The following is a 16,220-nucleotide window of genomic DNA, read 5'->3' on the forward strand; positions in this document are numbered from 1 at the left end:
TGGTACTGTCTTAAATTTCAATTACTAAATATTTTGCGTGCAATGGGTTTTTTAACACTAAAATGGTCTAACCGAACTGGACAGAACTCTTTTAAAAATTTTCTCACTTCTTCTCCCGGATTAAATCGATTTTTTGCTTGGTGGTGGGAAGGGCTAAAGTATTGTATACCTCAATCCTTACAAAAATTCCTATGGAAAGAAAAAACAAAAATTATCCTCACGCCACAGGGCGATGGGCTACGCATTATTCGTGATCAAAAAGGTCAACAGGAGGAAGTGGGATTTTATGATGGTGCTCAACATTGGGATAGCATATTATTTGGAGAAAACAACCAGCTTATCTTTAGATTATTCCCCAAACACACCTTGGTTAAGCGTATAGAGCTTCCCTTAGCGGCAGAAGAAAATCTTCGCCAAGTTCTTGCCTTTGAAATGGAGCGATATACTCCATTTAACGCTAACCAAGTATATTACGATTACACAATTATTAATCGCTATACAAGTGGGACAAAAAAAATTGTAGTAGATCTCGCCCTTGTACCTAAGAAGATTTTAACGCAGTGGCTCACTAAACTAACAAAATGGGATTTACAGCCAGAAAGAGTAGATGTGGTAGGTGCCCAGTATGAAGGGCAAATTAACTTATTACCTTTAGAATCTCGTGCGCATAAAACCCTAACACTACAAAGCAAAATTGCCTTTGCTCTAGGGACCTTGTTTTTCCTGCTCATTGTTGCTGCACTATTATTACCTCTATGGCAAGAGCGCTCAATAGTCATTAAACTTATGGCAGAAACAACTGCAGCACAACTCCAAGCTAATAGAGTAATTACCATTCGTAATCAAGTAGATGAAGCAGTTGAAAACTCGGAATTTCTTGCAATCCAAAAAGGGCAAGCACCTATTATTATAAATTTGCTCTATGAACTTACCCGTTTATTCCCAGATAGTATTTGGATTACCCAATTTACTATTAATAAAGATCAAATAGATATTCAAGGAGAAGCACAGGAAGCTTCTGCTCTAATCACCTTATTAGAGAATTCTTCTTATTTTGAGCAGGTACAATTTCGATCTCCAGTAACTACTAACCAAGTAACAAATAGAGATCGTTTTCACATTACTGCTCGACTTTTATTACTAGAAGCTACTCCATGAGATCTATTTCTCTAGATAACTTACCTAAAAAATGGCATAGTGTAGCTGCTATCGGGCTACTACTTGTAGTATTATTTTTATTATACCTAATAACTCTACAACCTATCCTAGACAAACATAAGTATTATCGGGATAATATTGAAACTTCTACCCAGAAACTAAATCGCTATCGACGAATTATTGCCCGCGAGCCAGAATTAACTGCAAAGCTTGAAAAGCTTAATCAAGATCAAAGCCACAATCATCTTTATCTAGGACAACAATCAGACGCATTAGCTGCTACGCAACTCCGCCAATGGGTAAAAACAGCAGTAGAATCAAGTGGTGGTATTTTAACTAGCACCCAAAATTTACCGATTATTAACAATAAAAATTTTTTTAAAATTGGAATCAAGATTCGATTAAGCGGAGGGGTAAATATGCTGAGGCAATTATTTTATACTCTGGAGTCTCATCGCCCTTTACTCTTTATAGAAAATATTCAAATCTCAGGACGACAAATTCGCCAGCGTAGCCGTATTGATCCTAAAAATATTATTGAAAAAACCGAGTTGACTGTAAATTTTGATTTATATGGGTATATGAGAGGTACAAGTGAGGCAATTAAGCCCTAGGTATAAGATTCTTATTTTAGGGTTAATTAGTCTATGTGCTTTAATGATATTAATCATTCTTTGGGAATTAAAATTTCCAGTTACTGCAAATAAAAGCTTAGAATCATCTTCATTTTCTGGGCTAGGGGCAGAATCTGAAAAAGAACAAAGTCTAAAAAAAGATTCTTTGAATAATACTCTCCCCCCTTTGACTCATTATCAGGAAATCATTGCACGTCCCTTATTTCACCCAGATCGTAAACCATTGGATCCAGAGGAGGAAGATGAAGATAATCTTACCCCTGAAGAACGTGCTAGAAGAAGTAAAAATAATAAACAAATAGAGCAACCATCTATTAAAGATCGATTTACTTTAAATGGCATAGCAATGGATGGAGGCAAGGCAGTAGCATTGTTAGAGGATCATAAGGAGAAAAAGATACTGCGTCTCTCCCAAGGAGAACAACTAGAGAACTGGAAAATTCAGAATATCCTCTCTCATAGTGTAGTTTTTAGTCTAAAAAATCGTACTGAAACTTTAGATTTAGTGCGAATTTTTGCCTCTAACCCTAAAAAAGCTACTCGACCCATCAAACGATAGACAGTATTCTATTCTTTATATTAGAAAATTCCAGACGCCAAGTACTTTAAAATTCTTATCTATAATATGCCACCTAAGTTATTAGTTTTTCTGTTTTTACCTAAAAAAATATCAAAAAAGTGGAATTTCTTACAATTTTATGGGGTACTTGTAAGCATTTTAGTTTTTTTTACTGCCTGCAGTAGCCATCTCTCTCACTTTCCAACCACACGAAGCCGTGTAGATCCAAAAAAATCTAAAGAAACAACACAAGTAGCAACCACTACGCCCTTATCAGAAGGTAAATCTCTCCAACATCTATCTAAACAAGAGCAGTCTAAAGGATTGAGTAAAAATGGAGAGATTAAAATGGCTAAAGAAGATAAAGATAAAGATAAAAAAACAAAAGCTGATCGCTACCCTGGTAATAATCAATTTTTTAACCAAAAAGCAGCTCAAAAACCACAAGAATTCCAGCTAGTAGAAGGAGCGGTTTTACTTAATTTTGAAAACACAAGTATTCAAGAGGTCGTCAAAACTCTACTTGGGGACATTTTAGAAGAAAACTATGTGATTGACCCTGCAATTCAAGGTGTGGTGACGGTACAAACGGGTCGCCCCTTAGGAAAAAATATGCTTATTCCTACCTTAGAATCTCTATTAGGCATGAATGGGGCAGCCCTCGTGCGTGTACAAGGGATGTATAAAGTGATTCCAGCTAATCAAGCTATTCCAGGTAATCTTACGCCTCATCTAAAGATGACCTCTGGACAGGGAGGTATTGGCTATCAGGTGCGGATTGTTCCTTTAAAATATATTGGTGCTGGGGAAATGGAAAAAATTCTGACTCCATTTGTGCCAGAAGGATCCATTATACGAGTTGATCCAGTACGCAGCTTAATTATCTTAGCAGGCAGTCATCAAGAGCTAGATCAATGGCAAGAGACCGTCGATATTTTTGATGTCAATTGGCTGAAAGGCATGTCTGTTGGGCTTTATCGCCTAAAACAAAGTGATGCCACTGCTATTTCTCAAGCACTAGAAACCCTATTTGGTCCTGAGGCAAATACCCCACTGGCAGGTATGTTTCGGATGGTACCCCTTGAGCAGCTCAATGGGATTTTAGTCATTACATCCCAGTCTGAATACTTAAAAGAGGCAGAAACTTGGATTAAACGCCTAGATTTAGGTGAGCAAGAAGAAGATCAAGAACACTTTTATTTTTATCAAGTGCAAAATGGAGTGGCCGAAGATCTAGCCATGCTACTACAGGAAACTTTTGGTATTGAAGGAAGTGGTTCTGCAGGAGGGGGTGGTCGAGTTGCCCCTGGTCAGCAAAGAAGCAGTTTATCCTCAGGTGGTATGGGTAGAAGCGGTGGTATGGGGGGAGGGATGAGTGGTGGCATGGGCAGTAGTGGTGGCATGGGTATGAGTGGCGGTGGATTTGGCAGTAGCGGTGGTATGAGTGGTGGTGGCACCAGGGCTTCATTTAAAGCAACTAAAAAAACTACCCATCTAGAATCTAATACACAAATAAATAGCTTGGAAAACCCAGAGGTGATTGCCTACCCAGCTGGGGCTGATGAAGGTGGCTCAAAGACTAAGCTTAAAGCATTAGGAGCAGCACTGAAGGGAAAAAATAAAAAAGAACAAGAGGAGCCTGAAGTACGGATCGTACCAGATATTACTAATAATGCTTTATTGATTGCCGCAAAACCACCTATGTACGAAAAAATTAAAGCTGTACTCAGACAAGTAGATATTCCACCACGGCAAGTTTTAGTCGAGGCTTCCATTGCAGAAGTACAACTATCAGGAAATCTGAGCTTAGGTATTGAATGGTTTTTTAAAAATGCGATTGGTAAAGGTAATGGTAATGATAATTTCGGTGGTACTGGGGTGAGTAACTCAGGATTTCCGCTCAGTCCTATGACTAGTGCAGCAGTTCCGGGTGGATTTACCTATGCGGTCACTAGCGGTGCTTCAGTCAATGCTTTATTAAATATGGCAGCTCAAGAAAGTAAGCTCAATGTACTTTCTTCACCCCAGCTGTTAGTATTAGATAATCAAACGGCTCAAATTATGGTAGGGTCTCAGGTGCCAATTTTATCTAGTCAAGCTGCCCTAGGTGGTATTGCTGGCGGTGGTGCACTCACTTCTCAAGTACAATATAAAAACACAGGTGTGATGCTTGCAGTTACCCCGAGGGTAAACGCCGGTGGGCGAGTCACCCTTGAAATTGATCAACAGGTCACTGATGTGGGCGCTAGCCTTAAGTCAGGAGGCATTGATAACCCAACCTTCTTGCAAAGAGCTTTTCAAAGTGTAGTGACCGTTCAAGACGGTCAAACCATTGTCTTAGGTGGATTAATTCAAACCAATGATACCTTTAATAAATCAGGGATACCTGCCTTGTACAAAATCCCTATTATTGGTAATCTCTTTGGTTCTACCACCAATGGTAAAAAGCGTACCGAATTAGTAGTTCTCATGACTCCAAGAGTAGTAGAAAATCAAACCGATGCTACCTTAGTGACCAATGAGATGCGGAAGAAAATGAAATATGCCGAAGATGTCATAAGCAATGAACGTATTGTAGAGCAAACTAATGTAAGAACGCATATGGGGGACGTAGATGTGATAGGCAATCAAGAACCCATTGGGTATGGTCCTGTGCCTTATGAAGATCCAACACGCTTAAATGATCAAGAAGATTTAGATCAAAATACCACCTATCACTAGCTAGATTCTAGAATAGGGCTCGTTTATATCTAATCATTATGAGGAATTTTAAGTACTAAACCCCTTGATTTTATGAATTCAAGAGCTTTAATTTATTGTGAATCTTAATTACTGCTTTATATAATGAGTTTGATAATAGATTAACTTCTAATAAATTAATAAATTAGTGTAATCATTTATTGTATTTTCTAAAAAGAAAATTTATAATTCAATTTTGTTGAATTTTTATAAATATCGCTTAAGATAAAAGAACTTATAGCAACCATCGTTAACCTATACTATTTAGAAAAGTAGTAATCTTTTGTTAAATCGAAGCCTTATTCAAATATTGACTCACTTACTAGGGTTGACCTTGCTCTTAGGTTTATTTAGCCTCATAGGGTGTACTCTTAAAATACCGGTAGAGCAACAAGTAGGACAGAGAACAGTCGCCCGCTGGCAAGCTTTAATTACTCAAAATTGGCAAGGAGCTTATAGTTATCTTAGTCCCGGATATCGAGGAGTTCATTCCCTAGATCTTTATAAATCTCGTTTTGGTAATGCAGTACATTGGGAAAATATTGAACTCACCAAAGTCTCCTGTGAGGAGACCTTGTGTAATGTAGTGTTAAATTTAACATTTACTTATACTGGTCATGTGGGTCAAATGGTGCCGGGACAACATAAGCAAATTATTAAGGAGAAATGGATCAAAGAGCAAGATCAATGGTGGTATTATATCCCAAAATAACTATATATGGTTTTTAAAATTAAAAACCATGGTTATTCTTCATTAAAAAATTGTAACAAGGAGATAATATAGAATGAAAAAGACAAAACTAGCCACCGCCCTAGCTCTAGCAGTAGGTGTTGGAGCGTGGCAAGGTGCTCAAGCAGTTAACCTAAACCCAGATGGATCAGGCGATGCCCTTTATTTTCCGTACTATACGGTACGGACTTCTGATAGTGGCAGTGCTATGACTACCTCCATTGTCATTGTTAATACCACCAATCAAACAAAAGAAGTTAAAGTTCGTTTTCGTGAAGGAAAAAATAGCTGGGAAGTCTTAGACTTTGATGTCTACCTCTCTCCTCAAGATATATGGACCGGTGCGCCACTATGAGTCCAAACGGAGGGGGTATGCTCTCTACCGCTGATACCTCCTGTACCGTGCCAGCAATTCCTCAAGGAGGAGTAGAATTTATCCCCAGTGAATTTTCTAATCTGAGCTCCTCTGTTTATTTCCCTGATGGTGCTGGAGAAGGGTTAGATCGTACTACAGAAGGTTATGTAGAAATTCTAGAGATGGGGGTTATCAACGATACTTCTGACGCTGCTACGGGAACTAATGCAAGTTTAAGCTCAGGGCAACAATTTACCCCAGCCACTTGGGCCAAGCATAACAGTGCAGGGATGCCTAACAATTGCCAAGCGTTAGTTAATGCGTGGACAGATGGTAATTGGTCTACCATAGGTAACGTGAGTGGGGTGAGCGAGCCCACGGGTGGATTAATGGGAGAGGCCAATATTATTGATGTGGCCGATGCGGTTAACTATGGGGTCAATGCGGTTGCAATTGATCACACCTTCCAGGGAACCGGTACTGCTAACCATGTACCATTAGGTACCGATGAGCCTAATCTGGCCAGTGCAGCTACTACCAGCAATGTCTTTACTCCAGGAGAATCTAGTCAAGTTGCCACAGATACTTGGGCGGGTAATTTTAAATTTGCAAAATACTTATCTACCCCTACTGCTCCAGTGTTGATGAATGGCTGCCCTACCAATGGGGTAGATGCAGTCAGTGCAACTTTAATGCGCAGTGCGATTATGAATCAATATACCATTGATACTGGCTTAAATGCGGGGACCGATTGGGTGATTACCCAACCTACCAAATGGTATTACGTGCCATTTCAAAATCCAAGCAGCTCTGGCTCTAGTGGCACTACGATCAATGGAGATCAAAACGGTAATATTAATACTTTCTGTACCAGTGCAGGCGTTTCTAACCCAGGTAGTGCCCCTACTGCAGCAGTTGCTCCTTATACGGTAGTGTTTAATGCCAATGGGAAAGGTACCGCTCCAGAGCCTATTAATGCCACCATTTATGGCAGAGAAGAACAGGTGGCTATTGGTCAAACCAGCACGATTGGTTTTTCCCCACGCCCTGTAGTTCAAGGGGTAAGCAATGCATTACCTTATGAAGTCACAGTACTGAGCTTTAACAGCCAAAGTAATACCTCTGTGTTAGGATCACAGCTACTCAATGTCATTCAGAGTAGTGGTAATATTCAGCCCAGTGGTTGGGTTAATCTGGACTTAACCCCTAGCCATACTATGAAAGGAACCAATACGTTTCTTGGCTTACCTGTCATTGGTTTTGCAGTAGAGCGGTTCCAAAATGGGGTAGTACAATCAGGCGTACTGAATAACTTTGGTGCTGAGTTTATCCATACCTATGAGCGCTGTGTCAATGGTACCATAGCAAATGGTATATGCACTACCGGAGTATCAGCATCAACGAAACCAACACCTTAATTAGGTTATTAGGTTAGTGGTAATACTAAGGGCAGGGGATTTCCCCTGCCCTTTTTTATAGAGTATAATAATCCGTTTAATTTCTATTAATAACTAAGTTGTGAAAATAAAGAAATTTTTTTATAGCCTAGGAATTACTATAAGCTTGTATTTTTATACAAATGCACATGCTGTTGACAACCAGAAAATCGTTCCTTTTATTGAATATAAAAATATCACGGTTACTCCAGCAGATTTTGGAGCTGCACTTGCTGGCTATCCTTACCAATATCGAGAAGAAATTGCACAGCATGCTAAACAAGTTAATGATATTATTAATCATGTTTTCTTATATCGAGTACTAGCTCAAGAAGCGAGAGATTTAAAATTAGAACAAGATCCTGAAGTGCAGAGGCAAATCCAAATTGCAATAGAAACAGCCCTAGGTAAAGCAAGGTTAAACCTATTACGCCAGCAAGCATTAGCTAAAGATCCAGATTATGAGACTCTTGCTAAAGAACAATACCGAGCTAATAAAGATCAGTATCAGTTACCTGCACAAGTAGACGTTGCTCATATTATTATTAAGTCTAAAGAAAATAACGAAGCAGCTGAAGAAGAAGCCAAACAACTTGCGGAAAAAATACAAAAACAAGCCCTTGAGAAAAAACAATCTTTTGCTGATTTAGCCCTTGAATATTCCCAAGACCCTAGCGTAAAAGAAAATAAAGGGGATATAGGGTGGATTGCACATGGGGATACTGTCGAACCTTTTGAGGAAACTGCTTTTGCTCTAAAAAAAATAGGTGATATAAGCCCTGTTGTTAAAACTCAATTCGGCTATCATATAGTTTCCTTAAAAGGTCGCAAACCTGCTCGATTACAATCCTTCAATGAGGTAAAGGATAGCCTTATTCAGAGTATTAAAACTAACTATGCTGAACAAATTACCCAGCAACATATTGAAGCAATTAATAAAGCAAAAGAGGTAGAAGTTAATTATGAAGCAATTAATGAATTTATTCAGTCTATGAAACAAAAAAATAAAGATAGTAATTTTTAAGATGAATCCTAATAAATTTTTTACTTCCCTAACTAAATAATAAACATCTATTATTAAGCTAACAAGGAGATAATATAGAATGAAAAAGACAAAACTAGCCACCGCCCTAGCTCTAGCAGTAGGTGTTGGAGCGTGGCAAGGTGCTCAAGCAGTTAACCTAAACCCAGATGGATCAGGCGATGCCCTTTATTTTCCGTACTATACGGTACGGACTTCTGATAGTGGCAGTGCTATGACTACCTCCATTGTCATTGTTAATACCACCAATCAAACAAAAGAAGTTAAAGTTCGTTTTCGTGAAGGAAAAAATAGCTGGGAAGTCTTAGACTTTGATGTCTACCTCTCTCCTCAAGATATATGGACCGGTGCGCTCACTATGAGTCCAAACGGAGGGGGTATGCTCTCTACCGCTGATACCTCCTGTACCGTGCCAGCAATTCCTCAAGGAGGAGTAGAATTTATCCCCAGTGAATTTTCTAATCTGAGCTCCTCTGTTTATTTCCCTGATGGTGCTGGAGAAGGGTTAGATCGTACTACAGAAGGTTATGTAGAAATTCTAGAGATGGGGGTTATCAACGATACTTCTGACGCTGCTACGGGAACTAATGCAAGTTTAAGCTCAGGGCAACAATTTACCCCAGCCACTTGGGCCAAGCATAACAGTGCAGGGATGCCTAACAATTGCCAAGCGTTAGTTAATGCGTGGACAGATGGTAATTGGTCTACCATAGGTAACGTGAGTGGGGTGAGCGAGCCCACGGGTGGATTAATGGGAGAGGCCAATATTATTGATGTGGCCGATGCGGTTAACTATGGGGTCAATGCGGTTGCAATTGATCACACCTTCCAGGGAACCGGTACTGCTAACCATGTACCATTAGGTACCGATGAGCCTAATCTGGCCAGTGCAGCTACTACCAGCAATGTCTTTACTCCAGGAGGAATCTAGTCAAGTTGCCACAGATACTTGGGCGGGTAATTTTAAATTTGCAAAATACTTATCTACCCCTACTGCTCCAGTGTTGATGAATGGCTGCCCTACCAATGGGGTAGATGCAGTCAGTGCAACTTTAATGCGCAGTGCGATTATGAATCAATATACCATTGATACTGGCTTAAATGCGGGGACCGATTGGGTGATTACCCAACCTACCAAATGGTATTACGTGCCATTTCAAAATCCAAGCAGCTCTGGCTCTAGTGGCACTACGATCAATGGAGATCAAAACGGTAATATTAATACTTTCTGTACCAGTGCAGGCGTTTCTAACCCAGGTAGTGCCCCTACTGCAGCAGTTGCTCCTTATACGGTAGTGTTTAATGCCAATGGGAAAGGTACCGCTCCAGAGCCTATTAATGCCACCATTTATGGCAGAGAAGAACAGGTGGCTATTGGTCAAACCAGCACGATTGGTTTTTCCCCACGCCCTGTAGTTCAAGGGGTAAGCAATGCATTACCTTATGAAGTCACAGTACTGAGCTTTAACAGCCAAAGTAATACCTCTGTGTTAGGATCACAGCTACTCAATGTCATTCAGAGTAGTGGTAATATTCAGCCCAGTGGTTGGGTTAATCTGGACTTAACCCCTAGCCATACTATGAAAGGAACCAATACGTTTCTTGGCTTACCTGTCATTGGTTTTGCAGTAGAGCGGTTCCAAAATGGGGTAGTACAATCAGGCGTACTGAATAACTTTGGTGCTGAGTTTATCCATACCTATGAGCGCTGTGTCAATGGTACCATAGCAAATGGTATATGCACTACCGGATCATCTGGAACTAGCACAGGTGGTACTGGGACAGGAACTAGCACTGGAACTAGCACAGGTGGTACTGGAACAGGAACTAGCACTGGAACTAGCACAGGTGGCACCGGAACAGGAACTAGCACAGGTGGTACTGGAACAGGAACTAGCACTGGAACTAGCACAGGTGGTACTGGAACAGGAACTAGCACTGGAACTAGCACAGGTGGCACCGGAACAGGAACTAGCACAGGTGGTACTGGAACAGGAACTAGCACTGGAACTAGCACAGGTGGCACCGGAACAGGAACTAGCACAGGTGGCACCGGAACAGGAACTAGCACAGGTGGTACTGGAACAGGAACTAGCACTGGAACTAGCACAGGTGGCACCGGAACAGGAACTAGCACAGGTGGTACTGGAACAGGAACTAGCACTGGAACTAGCACAGGTGGCACCGGAACAGGAACTAGCACAGGTGGTACTGGAACAGGAACTAGCACTGGAACTAGCACAGGTGGCACCGGAACAGGAACTAGCACTGGAACTAGCACAGGTGGCACCGGAACAGGAACTAGCACAGGTGGTACTGGAACAGGAACTAGCACAGGTGGTACCGGTTAATCCTTAAGCCTCTACATGGTACTAATCCATTAAATCCCTTTAAGGGAATATTACTCAGGGGGCAATCGCCCCCTGTTTTCTTTAATGGCTGTGATAAAATGATTGGATGATCATCCCACTTATTTTCCAGTCTCGAAGTATTTTTTACCAACTTTGGCTACGGGAAATTAAAAATCGCTATTTAGGCAGTATTAGCGGTTATCTGTGGGTATTGTTTCAGCCTATTGCCCAATTGGCGTTGTACGCTTTAGTGTTTGCCACCATTTTTAAAGTTCGTTTTCCAGAGCTGGCACAACATAGTTTTGTGGAATTTGTTGCCATTGCCCTATGGCCTTGGCTGGCTTTTCAAGAAGGAATTCAGCGAGCCTTAGGGGCGATTACTAATCATGCTCATGTACTTAAAAAAGTCGCTCTAGCTCCAGAATTACTCATTTATAGCACGGTAGGGGGAAGCTATGCCGTTCATGGCACAGGGTTTTTATTCATTTTAGCCATTTTAACAATATTCGGTGCCCACATTCATCTACTGATGCTTCCTTGGGTTCTATTATTACTAGGATTATGGTTGTTGTTTACGTTAGGATTAGCGTTTATATTAGCCGCCTTACAAGTATTTTTTCGGGATATGGAGCATATTTTAGCCTCTGTTTTAATGCTCTTGTTTTACGCCTCCCCCATTCTCTATCCCATTTCTCTAGTGCCTGAACCTTTCCATACCTTACTATTACTCAACCCCTTGAGTTATTTTTTTGATCACCTACGGGAATTATTGCTGTTCGGCGAGATGAGTTTTAGTGTGATAGATGGAGTAGCTGTTTTGTTAAGTGCTGCTCTTTTTGCCGTTGGGTTATGGTTTTTCCGCCGCTGTGCTCATCAGTTTGAAGCTTTTTTATAAAAAGAGCAGTATTTTCTATGGGTAAAAAATTACTGATTGAGGTCAGCCATTTAAGCAAATCCTACCCAAAATTAACCACTGCTTCCCATCGGTTTCACGCCTTAAAAGCCATTTTAAAAGGCAAAAATGACTACCCCGCTCAACCAGTATTAGAAGATATTTCTTTTTCCCTCTATCAAGGAGAATCCTTAGGCATTATTGGAGAAAATGGGGCAGGAAAATCCACCCTGTTAAAACATATTGCCGGAGTGATCCCATCTTCCCAAGGTAAGGTGCAGGTTTTTGGTCGGATTGGGGCTTTACTAGAGCTAGGGGCAGGATTTCATCCAGAATATACTGGACGAGAAAACCTATGGCTTTCAGGAGCGTTAATGGGAATGAGCCAAGGGGAGATTAAAGATAACCTTGAGCAAATCATCAGCTTTGCTGATATTAGATCTTATATCGATTCCCCTATTAAGCATTATTCTTCTGGGATGGTAGTTCGTCTTGGTTTTGCCTTAATGACTGCTCTAAAGCCTGAAATTTTAATTACCGATGAAGTCTTAGCAGTAGGTGATGAATCTTTTCAAAAAAAATGCATTCAGTGGCTAGAGAATTATTTAACTCAAGGAGGCACTTTATTACTCTGTTCCCATAGTATGTTCCATATCCAAAAACTATGCCAAAAAGCCCTTTGGATTCACCAAGGGCAGGTGATGGATTATGGGGATGCCTTTGGGGTTAGCCAGGCCTATTTAAGCTACCATGAGAAAAAGACAAGCCCTCAAAGGGTGAAATTTGAAGTTACAGCCAAAAATACTTCTGCCACTTATCACCTGACAGAACTCGTCCTTGAGGGGGATAACTTTCCTCAAATTCCTATGGGAGGACAGCTCAAAGTCAAGGGGATGGTTTATTCTCCAGATAATCGACCTCCGGTGGTTGCCATCGGGATTATTCGTGCCAATAGGGCAGAGATTTATGGCTTAATTTCCGATATTGATCGCATGGTACTTCAGCCAGTAGTGGATCATCTTTTTACTTTTCAGCTGGTATTTCCTAATATTGCTTTATTGCCCGGTCAATATACGCTTCGTGCTCATGGGATGGATCCAGAAGGGGTACGGCTGTTTGATACGATGGAGCAAACTTTTCAAGTGACTGGGCAAACCAGGGAATTAGGCGTGTGTCGTCTTGATCATGAATGGCAGTAATAGATTTTCTGTTGCTCGATTTAAACAGGAAACTAAGGATTTTTTAGAGCGAATCCTAGTGCCGAGTATAGCAATATTGTTGCCTTGGGGCTGGGCGTTTCGTATTTTTCAATGGATAACCACCCACTGTCCATGGTTTTACGGTGCTCAAGGAAACGGAGCGCTTGCAGAAGCTCAACGAGTTATCCACATTGAAGATCCAGTGCAATGGCTCTGGACTTATCGGCTAATTCAGTTAGTCGATCAGGGAGATTTATATTTATCCCGATGTCGCTCTCATCGCTGGATAGATCAATATATGCAAGTTACTGGTACTTGGCCCAAACCTCCCTTTCTTGGGATTACCTTTCATTGGGGGGCAGGTCTATGGTCTTTGCGTCATTTACACACTCAAGGGATAAGTGCTGCTTTTTTATCTGCTCGCTTTAATAGAGCCAGTTTTCCCAAAAGATGGATAGCCTATGGGTATACTCGATTACGGATTAAAGAAATAAAACGTGCCAGCGGTAGCTCGGTCATCTATAAAGGGGGCAGTATTACTCAAATGAAAGCGGCAATCCATGAAGGCAAAGCAATTACTGCTCTAATAGATGTACCCCCTCGGGAAGTAGGGGCTTGTTTACCCATTAGTTTATTTGATCGGCAGGCTTGGTGGCCCAGTGGCTTGGTAAAGTTTGCGATTCGGGAGCAAATTCCCGTGGTAGCATTTAGTGTGGGGATCAATCTAACTACTGGAATCCGCCAGCTTCACATTAGTGATCCATTATCTGGTGATAATCCTCAAGCATTTATGGAGTACTTGGCAGGTTATTTTTCTGATTTGATCACTCAAATGCCCCCTGCATGGCATTGTTGGGATTGGGTGGAAGAATTTTTTCATCATAAATCTCGTTAATTTACCAAGCTGTTAAGTGATGGCAGATCAATTAGGATTTCCAGAAAAGGTAGATTCTTTTCTAGGGATTGATAAGTTAGGCAAGGATTGTCAAATTAGTCCTACGGTGACTGTGATGCGTAGAGACGTATCTACTAAACCAAATCAGGGAATCTATTTAGGCAACCAAGTAATTTTGTTTGACTATGTCCGCTTAGTGCTTGGAGATACGGAGCTACTTTCTAATGCCAAACTTATCATTCAGGATAAAACTATTATTAATGTAGATTGTTATCTCTCAGGGGAAGGGGGATTGGTTATCGAAGAAGAAGTACTCATTGGTCCTCATGTACGAATTTTATCTGCTGGCCATGAAATTCATCAAGGTCATGCAATCATTGCTCGTAATTCAATTACCCATGCCCCTGTTCGTATTGGCAAGGGGGCTTGGGTTGGGGCAGGAGCAACCATTTTGCAGGGAGTGCAATTAGGCGAAGGCTGCGTGGTAGGTGCAGGTAGTGTGGTGACTCGATCGATTCCTCCCTATGGGGTAGCGGTGGGTAATCCAGCCAAAATAAAACACTATCGCCGTGGGCATACACCTAAAAGATTTAGGTGGTTTTAGCGAAAGAAATTTAACTTATGAATGAAGAACTTCATATCTCACCTGATACAGAGAGGGATTCCAACCACGTTTATACTCGGGATTTTGATCCAAAAGCTAATAATTCCTTGGCAAAAATTGCTCGCCTAATAAAACCCAATAGTCAAATTTTAGATTTAGGCACCGGTCCCGGAGTTTTAGGAAAATATCTAGCTCAGGATTTAAAATGCACGGTAGATGGGGTAGAAAAAGATGAGGTGCAGGCTAAAATTGCCGCGCCTTTTTATCGTCAGCTTTGCCAAACAGATTTAGAGCAAGCCAACCTCAGCGCCTTATTTCAAGAAAAGTATGACTATATTATTTGTGCTGATGTCTTAGAGCACTTAAGGAATCCAGAACTAATTGTATCCCAATTTGCTGATTTGCTAGCCTCTAATGGAAAAATACTGCTCTCAATTCCTAATATTGCCCACGCTGGAGTGATTGCTAGTTTACTGGCAGGGGATTTTTTCTATGGTCCAGAAGGACTATTAGATACCACCCATGTACGGTTTTTTACTCGCAAATCCCTCTTTGCCTTCTTAACTCATCACCATTTAGCAATATGCTCTATGGATACAGTACTCTGTGATTTAAGAGATAGTGAATTTCGGCAATATTATGTGGATACTCTGCCACCTCAAATTTTTAATCTATTAAAGGCTTATCCGGATAGTTTAACTTATCAATTTATCGTTGAGGCGACTATTGGGCAAGAAGAAACTAATTTATTAGCTGAAAATAATCGCTCTAATCAATTTCATTTTGCTACCCAAATCTATTGGCGATTTGATGAAGAACCCTATCAGGAATATAACAGTAATTATAGTCTAGGAGTCATTGGTGCAGAGCGTCAAACCATTTTCTTGCCTATTCCTCCTATGAATAATCCTCCTAGTGGCATTCGGGTAGATTTAGCTGATCGTCCTGGATTTTTACAGCTTTATGAGATTATTTTATATAATCAAATAAATAATATTGTGTACTGGCAGAAAGGTAGTGCACAGTTACAATTCAATGTAATTCATCAAGTGTACTTTATAGATAAGATAAATAATTTTGATGCTAATACCTTACTGACTGGAGAAGATCCTTACTTTGAATTACCCTTAGACAAGGATAGTTTAAAATCCCTTCAAAATGGAGGATGCTTAGAATTAAAACTCTCTTGGCCTATGTCTGCAGATTTTTTAGCTCTGTCTCAACACATCAAGCAAAGAGATCGTAACATTATTGAACAGGATAAATTAATTGAATGGTATCGAGAGCAAGCTAACATTCAAGATAGAATCATCGAGCTTAAAGAGAGCGAAAAACAAGCCAAAGAGCAACAAAATAACGAAAAAGATTTACAGATTAATTTACTCAGCCAGCAAAACAATGAAAAAGATTCACGAATTGTTTGTCTTTTAGATGAAATAGCACAATACGCTCCACTTTCCGATCAAATCCAATCTTTAAATCATCAGATTAGTGATCAAAATAAAGTGCTCCAATCTTTAGAATTTCAGCTTACCTATCAAAATAGTTGGCTAGGTTGGTTACGCCGACCATTTCGACCGTTAAAGCAGCGCTATTTAAAAATCATCAATCTTTTTAAATTTTAA

At 40.4% G+C, this 16,220-nt stretch carries 15 protein-coding genes; all 15 read left to right on the plus strand.

Annotated elements, in window-relative coordinates; all coding sequences use genetic code 11:
- Positions 1-42 precede the first annotated feature (42 nt).
- The 15 genes from OOL07_RS00520 to OOL07_RS00590 all read left to right on the plus strand — a co-directional run bounded on the left by OOL07_RS00520 (position 43) and on the right by OOL07_RS00590 (position 16,220).
- Positions 43-1,158, plus strand: coding sequence for a PilN domain-containing protein (locus OOL07_RS00520; RefSeq protein WP_264694126.1), 1,116 nt, complete (start codon positions 43-45; stop codon positions 1,156-1,158).
- Positions 1,155-1,772, plus strand: coding sequence for a type II secretion system protein GspM (gspM, locus tag OOL07_RS00525; protein ID WP_264694128.1), 618 nt, complete (start codon positions 1,155-1,157; stop codon positions 1,770-1,772). The genes OOL07_RS00520 and gspM overlap by 4 nt, the downstream gene beginning before the upstream one ends.
- A 43-nt stretch (positions 1,773-1,815) precedes the next feature.
- Positions 1,816-2,352 carry a hypothetical protein gene (locus OOL07_RS00530; protein WP_264694130.1) on the plus strand — a complete coding sequence of 179 codons (537 nt, stop codon included), beginning with the start codon at positions 1,816-1,818 and terminating at the stop codon, positions 2,350-2,352.
- 66 nt (positions 2,353-2,418) lie between these two features.
- A complete protein-coding gene (gene gspD / locus OOL07_RS00535) occupies positions 2,419-5,073 on the plus strand; it encodes a type II secretion system secretin GspD (RefSeq protein WP_264694132.1) in 2,655 nt (884 codons plus the stop codon).
- A gap of 301 nt (positions 5,074-5,374) precedes the next feature.
- Positions 5,375-5,803, plus strand: coding sequence for a hypothetical protein (locus OOL07_RS00540; RefSeq protein WP_264694135.1), 429 nt, complete (start codon positions 5,375-5,377; stop codon positions 5,801-5,803).
- Positions 5,804-5,876: 73 nt separating this feature from the next.
- Positions 5,877-6,176 (plus strand): hypothetical protein, encoded by a 300-nt coding sequence (locus OOL07_RS00545; RefSeq protein WP_264694137.1) that lies wholly within the window; start codon positions 5,877-5,879, stop codon positions 6,174-6,176.
- On the plus strand, positions 6,173-7,594 hold the full coding sequence (locus OOL07_RS00550; protein ID WP_264694139.1) for a hypothetical protein: 1,422 nt from the start codon (positions 6,173-6,175) through the stop codon (positions 7,592-7,594). The genes OOL07_RS00545 and OOL07_RS00550 overlap by 4 nt, the downstream gene beginning before the upstream one ends.
- A gap of 145 nt (positions 7,595-7,739) precedes the next feature.
- Positions 7,740-8,636, plus strand: coding sequence for a peptidylprolyl isomerase (locus OOL07_RS00555; protein ID WP_264694141.1), 897 nt, complete (start codon positions 7,740-7,742; stop codon positions 8,634-8,636).
- A gap of 79 nt (positions 8,637-8,715) precedes the next feature.
- A complete protein-coding gene (locus OOL07_RS00560) occupies positions 8,716-9,585 on the plus strand; it encodes a hypothetical protein (protein WP_264694143.1) in 870 nt (289 codons plus the stop codon).
- Positions 9,560-11,005: a hypothetical protein gene (locus OOL07_RS00565; protein ID WP_264694145.1), complete on the plus strand. Its 1,446-nt coding sequence runs from the start codon at positions 9,560-9,562 to the stop codon at positions 11,003-11,005. Before OOL07_RS00560 ends, OOL07_RS00565 begins: the two co-directional genes overlap by 26 nt.
- Positions 11,006-11,111: 106 nt before the next feature.
- The gene (locus OOL07_RS00570) at positions 11,112-11,900 is read left to right on the plus strand and encodes an ABC transporter permease (protein ID WP_264694147.1); all 789 of its coding nucleotides are present in this window, start codon (positions 11,112-11,114) and stop codon (positions 11,898-11,900) included.
- Between the two features lie 17 nt (positions 11,901-11,917).
- Entirely contained in the window at positions 11,918-13,096 is a 1,179-nt protein-coding gene (locus tag OOL07_RS00575; protein WP_264694149.1) for an ABC transporter ATP-binding protein, read from the plus strand.
- Positions 13,083-13,991 (plus strand): lysophospholipid acyltransferase family protein, encoded by a 909-nt coding sequence (locus tag OOL07_RS00580; RefSeq protein WP_264694152.1) that lies wholly within the window; start codon positions 13,083-13,085, stop codon positions 13,989-13,991. The genes OOL07_RS00575 and OOL07_RS00580 overlap by 14 nt, the downstream gene beginning before the upstream one ends.
- Before the next feature lie 19 nt (positions 13,992-14,010).
- Positions 14,011-14,595 (plus strand): acyltransferase, encoded by a 585-nt coding sequence (locus tag OOL07_RS00585; protein ID WP_264696290.1) that lies wholly within the window; start codon positions 14,011-14,013, stop codon positions 14,593-14,595.
- Between the two features lie 17 nt (positions 14,596-14,612).
- Entirely contained in the window at positions 14,613-16,220 is a 1,608-nt protein-coding gene (locus OOL07_RS00590) for a class I SAM-dependent methyltransferase (protein ID WP_264694154.1), read from the plus strand.

This window comes from Candidatus Nitrosacidococcus sp. I8, from assembly GCF_945836005.1.
In the GTDB taxonomy this organism is placed as follows: Bacteria; Pseudomonadota; Gammaproteobacteria; order Nitrosococcales; family Nitrosococcaceae; genus Nitrosacidococcus.

Bases quoted from the DNA above. Each gene is read 5' to 3' on its own strand.
- gspM (WP_264694128.1), top strand. From the start codon at position 1,155: ATGAGATCTATTTCTCTAGATAACTTACCTAAAAAATGGCATAGTGTA.
- OOL07_RS00590 (WP_264694154.1), top strand. From the start codon at position 14,613: ATGAATGAAGAACTTCATATCTCACCTGATACAGAGAGGGATTCCAAC.
- OOL07_RS00520 (WP_264694126.1), top strand. From the start codon at position 43: ATGGGTTTTTTAACACTAAAATGGTCTAACCGAACTGGACAGAACTCT.
- OOL07_RS00580 (WP_264694152.1), top strand. From the start codon at position 13,083: ATGAATGGCAGTAATAGATTTTCTGTTGCTCGATTTAAACAGGAAACT.
- OOL07_RS00530 (WP_264694130.1), top strand. From the start codon at position 1,816: ATGATATTAATCATTCTTTGGGAATTAAAATTTCCAGTTACTGCAAAT.
- OOL07_RS00560 (WP_264694143.1), top strand. From the start codon at position 8,716: ATGAAAAAGACAAAACTAGCCACCGCCCTAGCTCTAGCAGTAGGTGTT.
- OOL07_RS00550 (WP_264694139.1), top strand. From the start codon at position 6,173: ATGAGTCCAAACGGAGGGGGTATGCTCTCTACCGCTGATACCTCCTGT.
- OOL07_RS00545 (WP_264694137.1), top strand. From the start codon at position 5,877: ATGAAAAAGACAAAACTAGCCACCGCCCTAGCTCTAGCAGTAGGTGTT.
- OOL07_RS00585 (WP_264696290.1), top strand. From the start codon at position 14,011: ATGGCAGATCAATTAGGATTTCCAGAAAAGGTAGATTCTTTTCTAGGG.
- OOL07_RS00565 (WP_264694145.1), top strand. From the start codon at position 9,560: ATGTCTTTACTCCAGGAGGAATCTAGTCAAGTTGCCACAGATACTTGG.
- gspD (WP_264694132.1), top strand. From the start codon at position 2,419: ATGCCACCTAAGTTATTAGTTTTTCTGTTTTTACCTAAAAAAATATCA.
- OOL07_RS00570 (WP_264694147.1), top strand. From the start codon at position 11,112: ATGATCATCCCACTTATTTTCCAGTCTCGAAGTATTTTTTACCAACTT.
- OOL07_RS00575 (WP_264694149.1), top strand. From the start codon at position 11,918: ATGGGTAAAAAATTACTGATTGAGGTCAGCCATTTAAGCAAATCCTAC.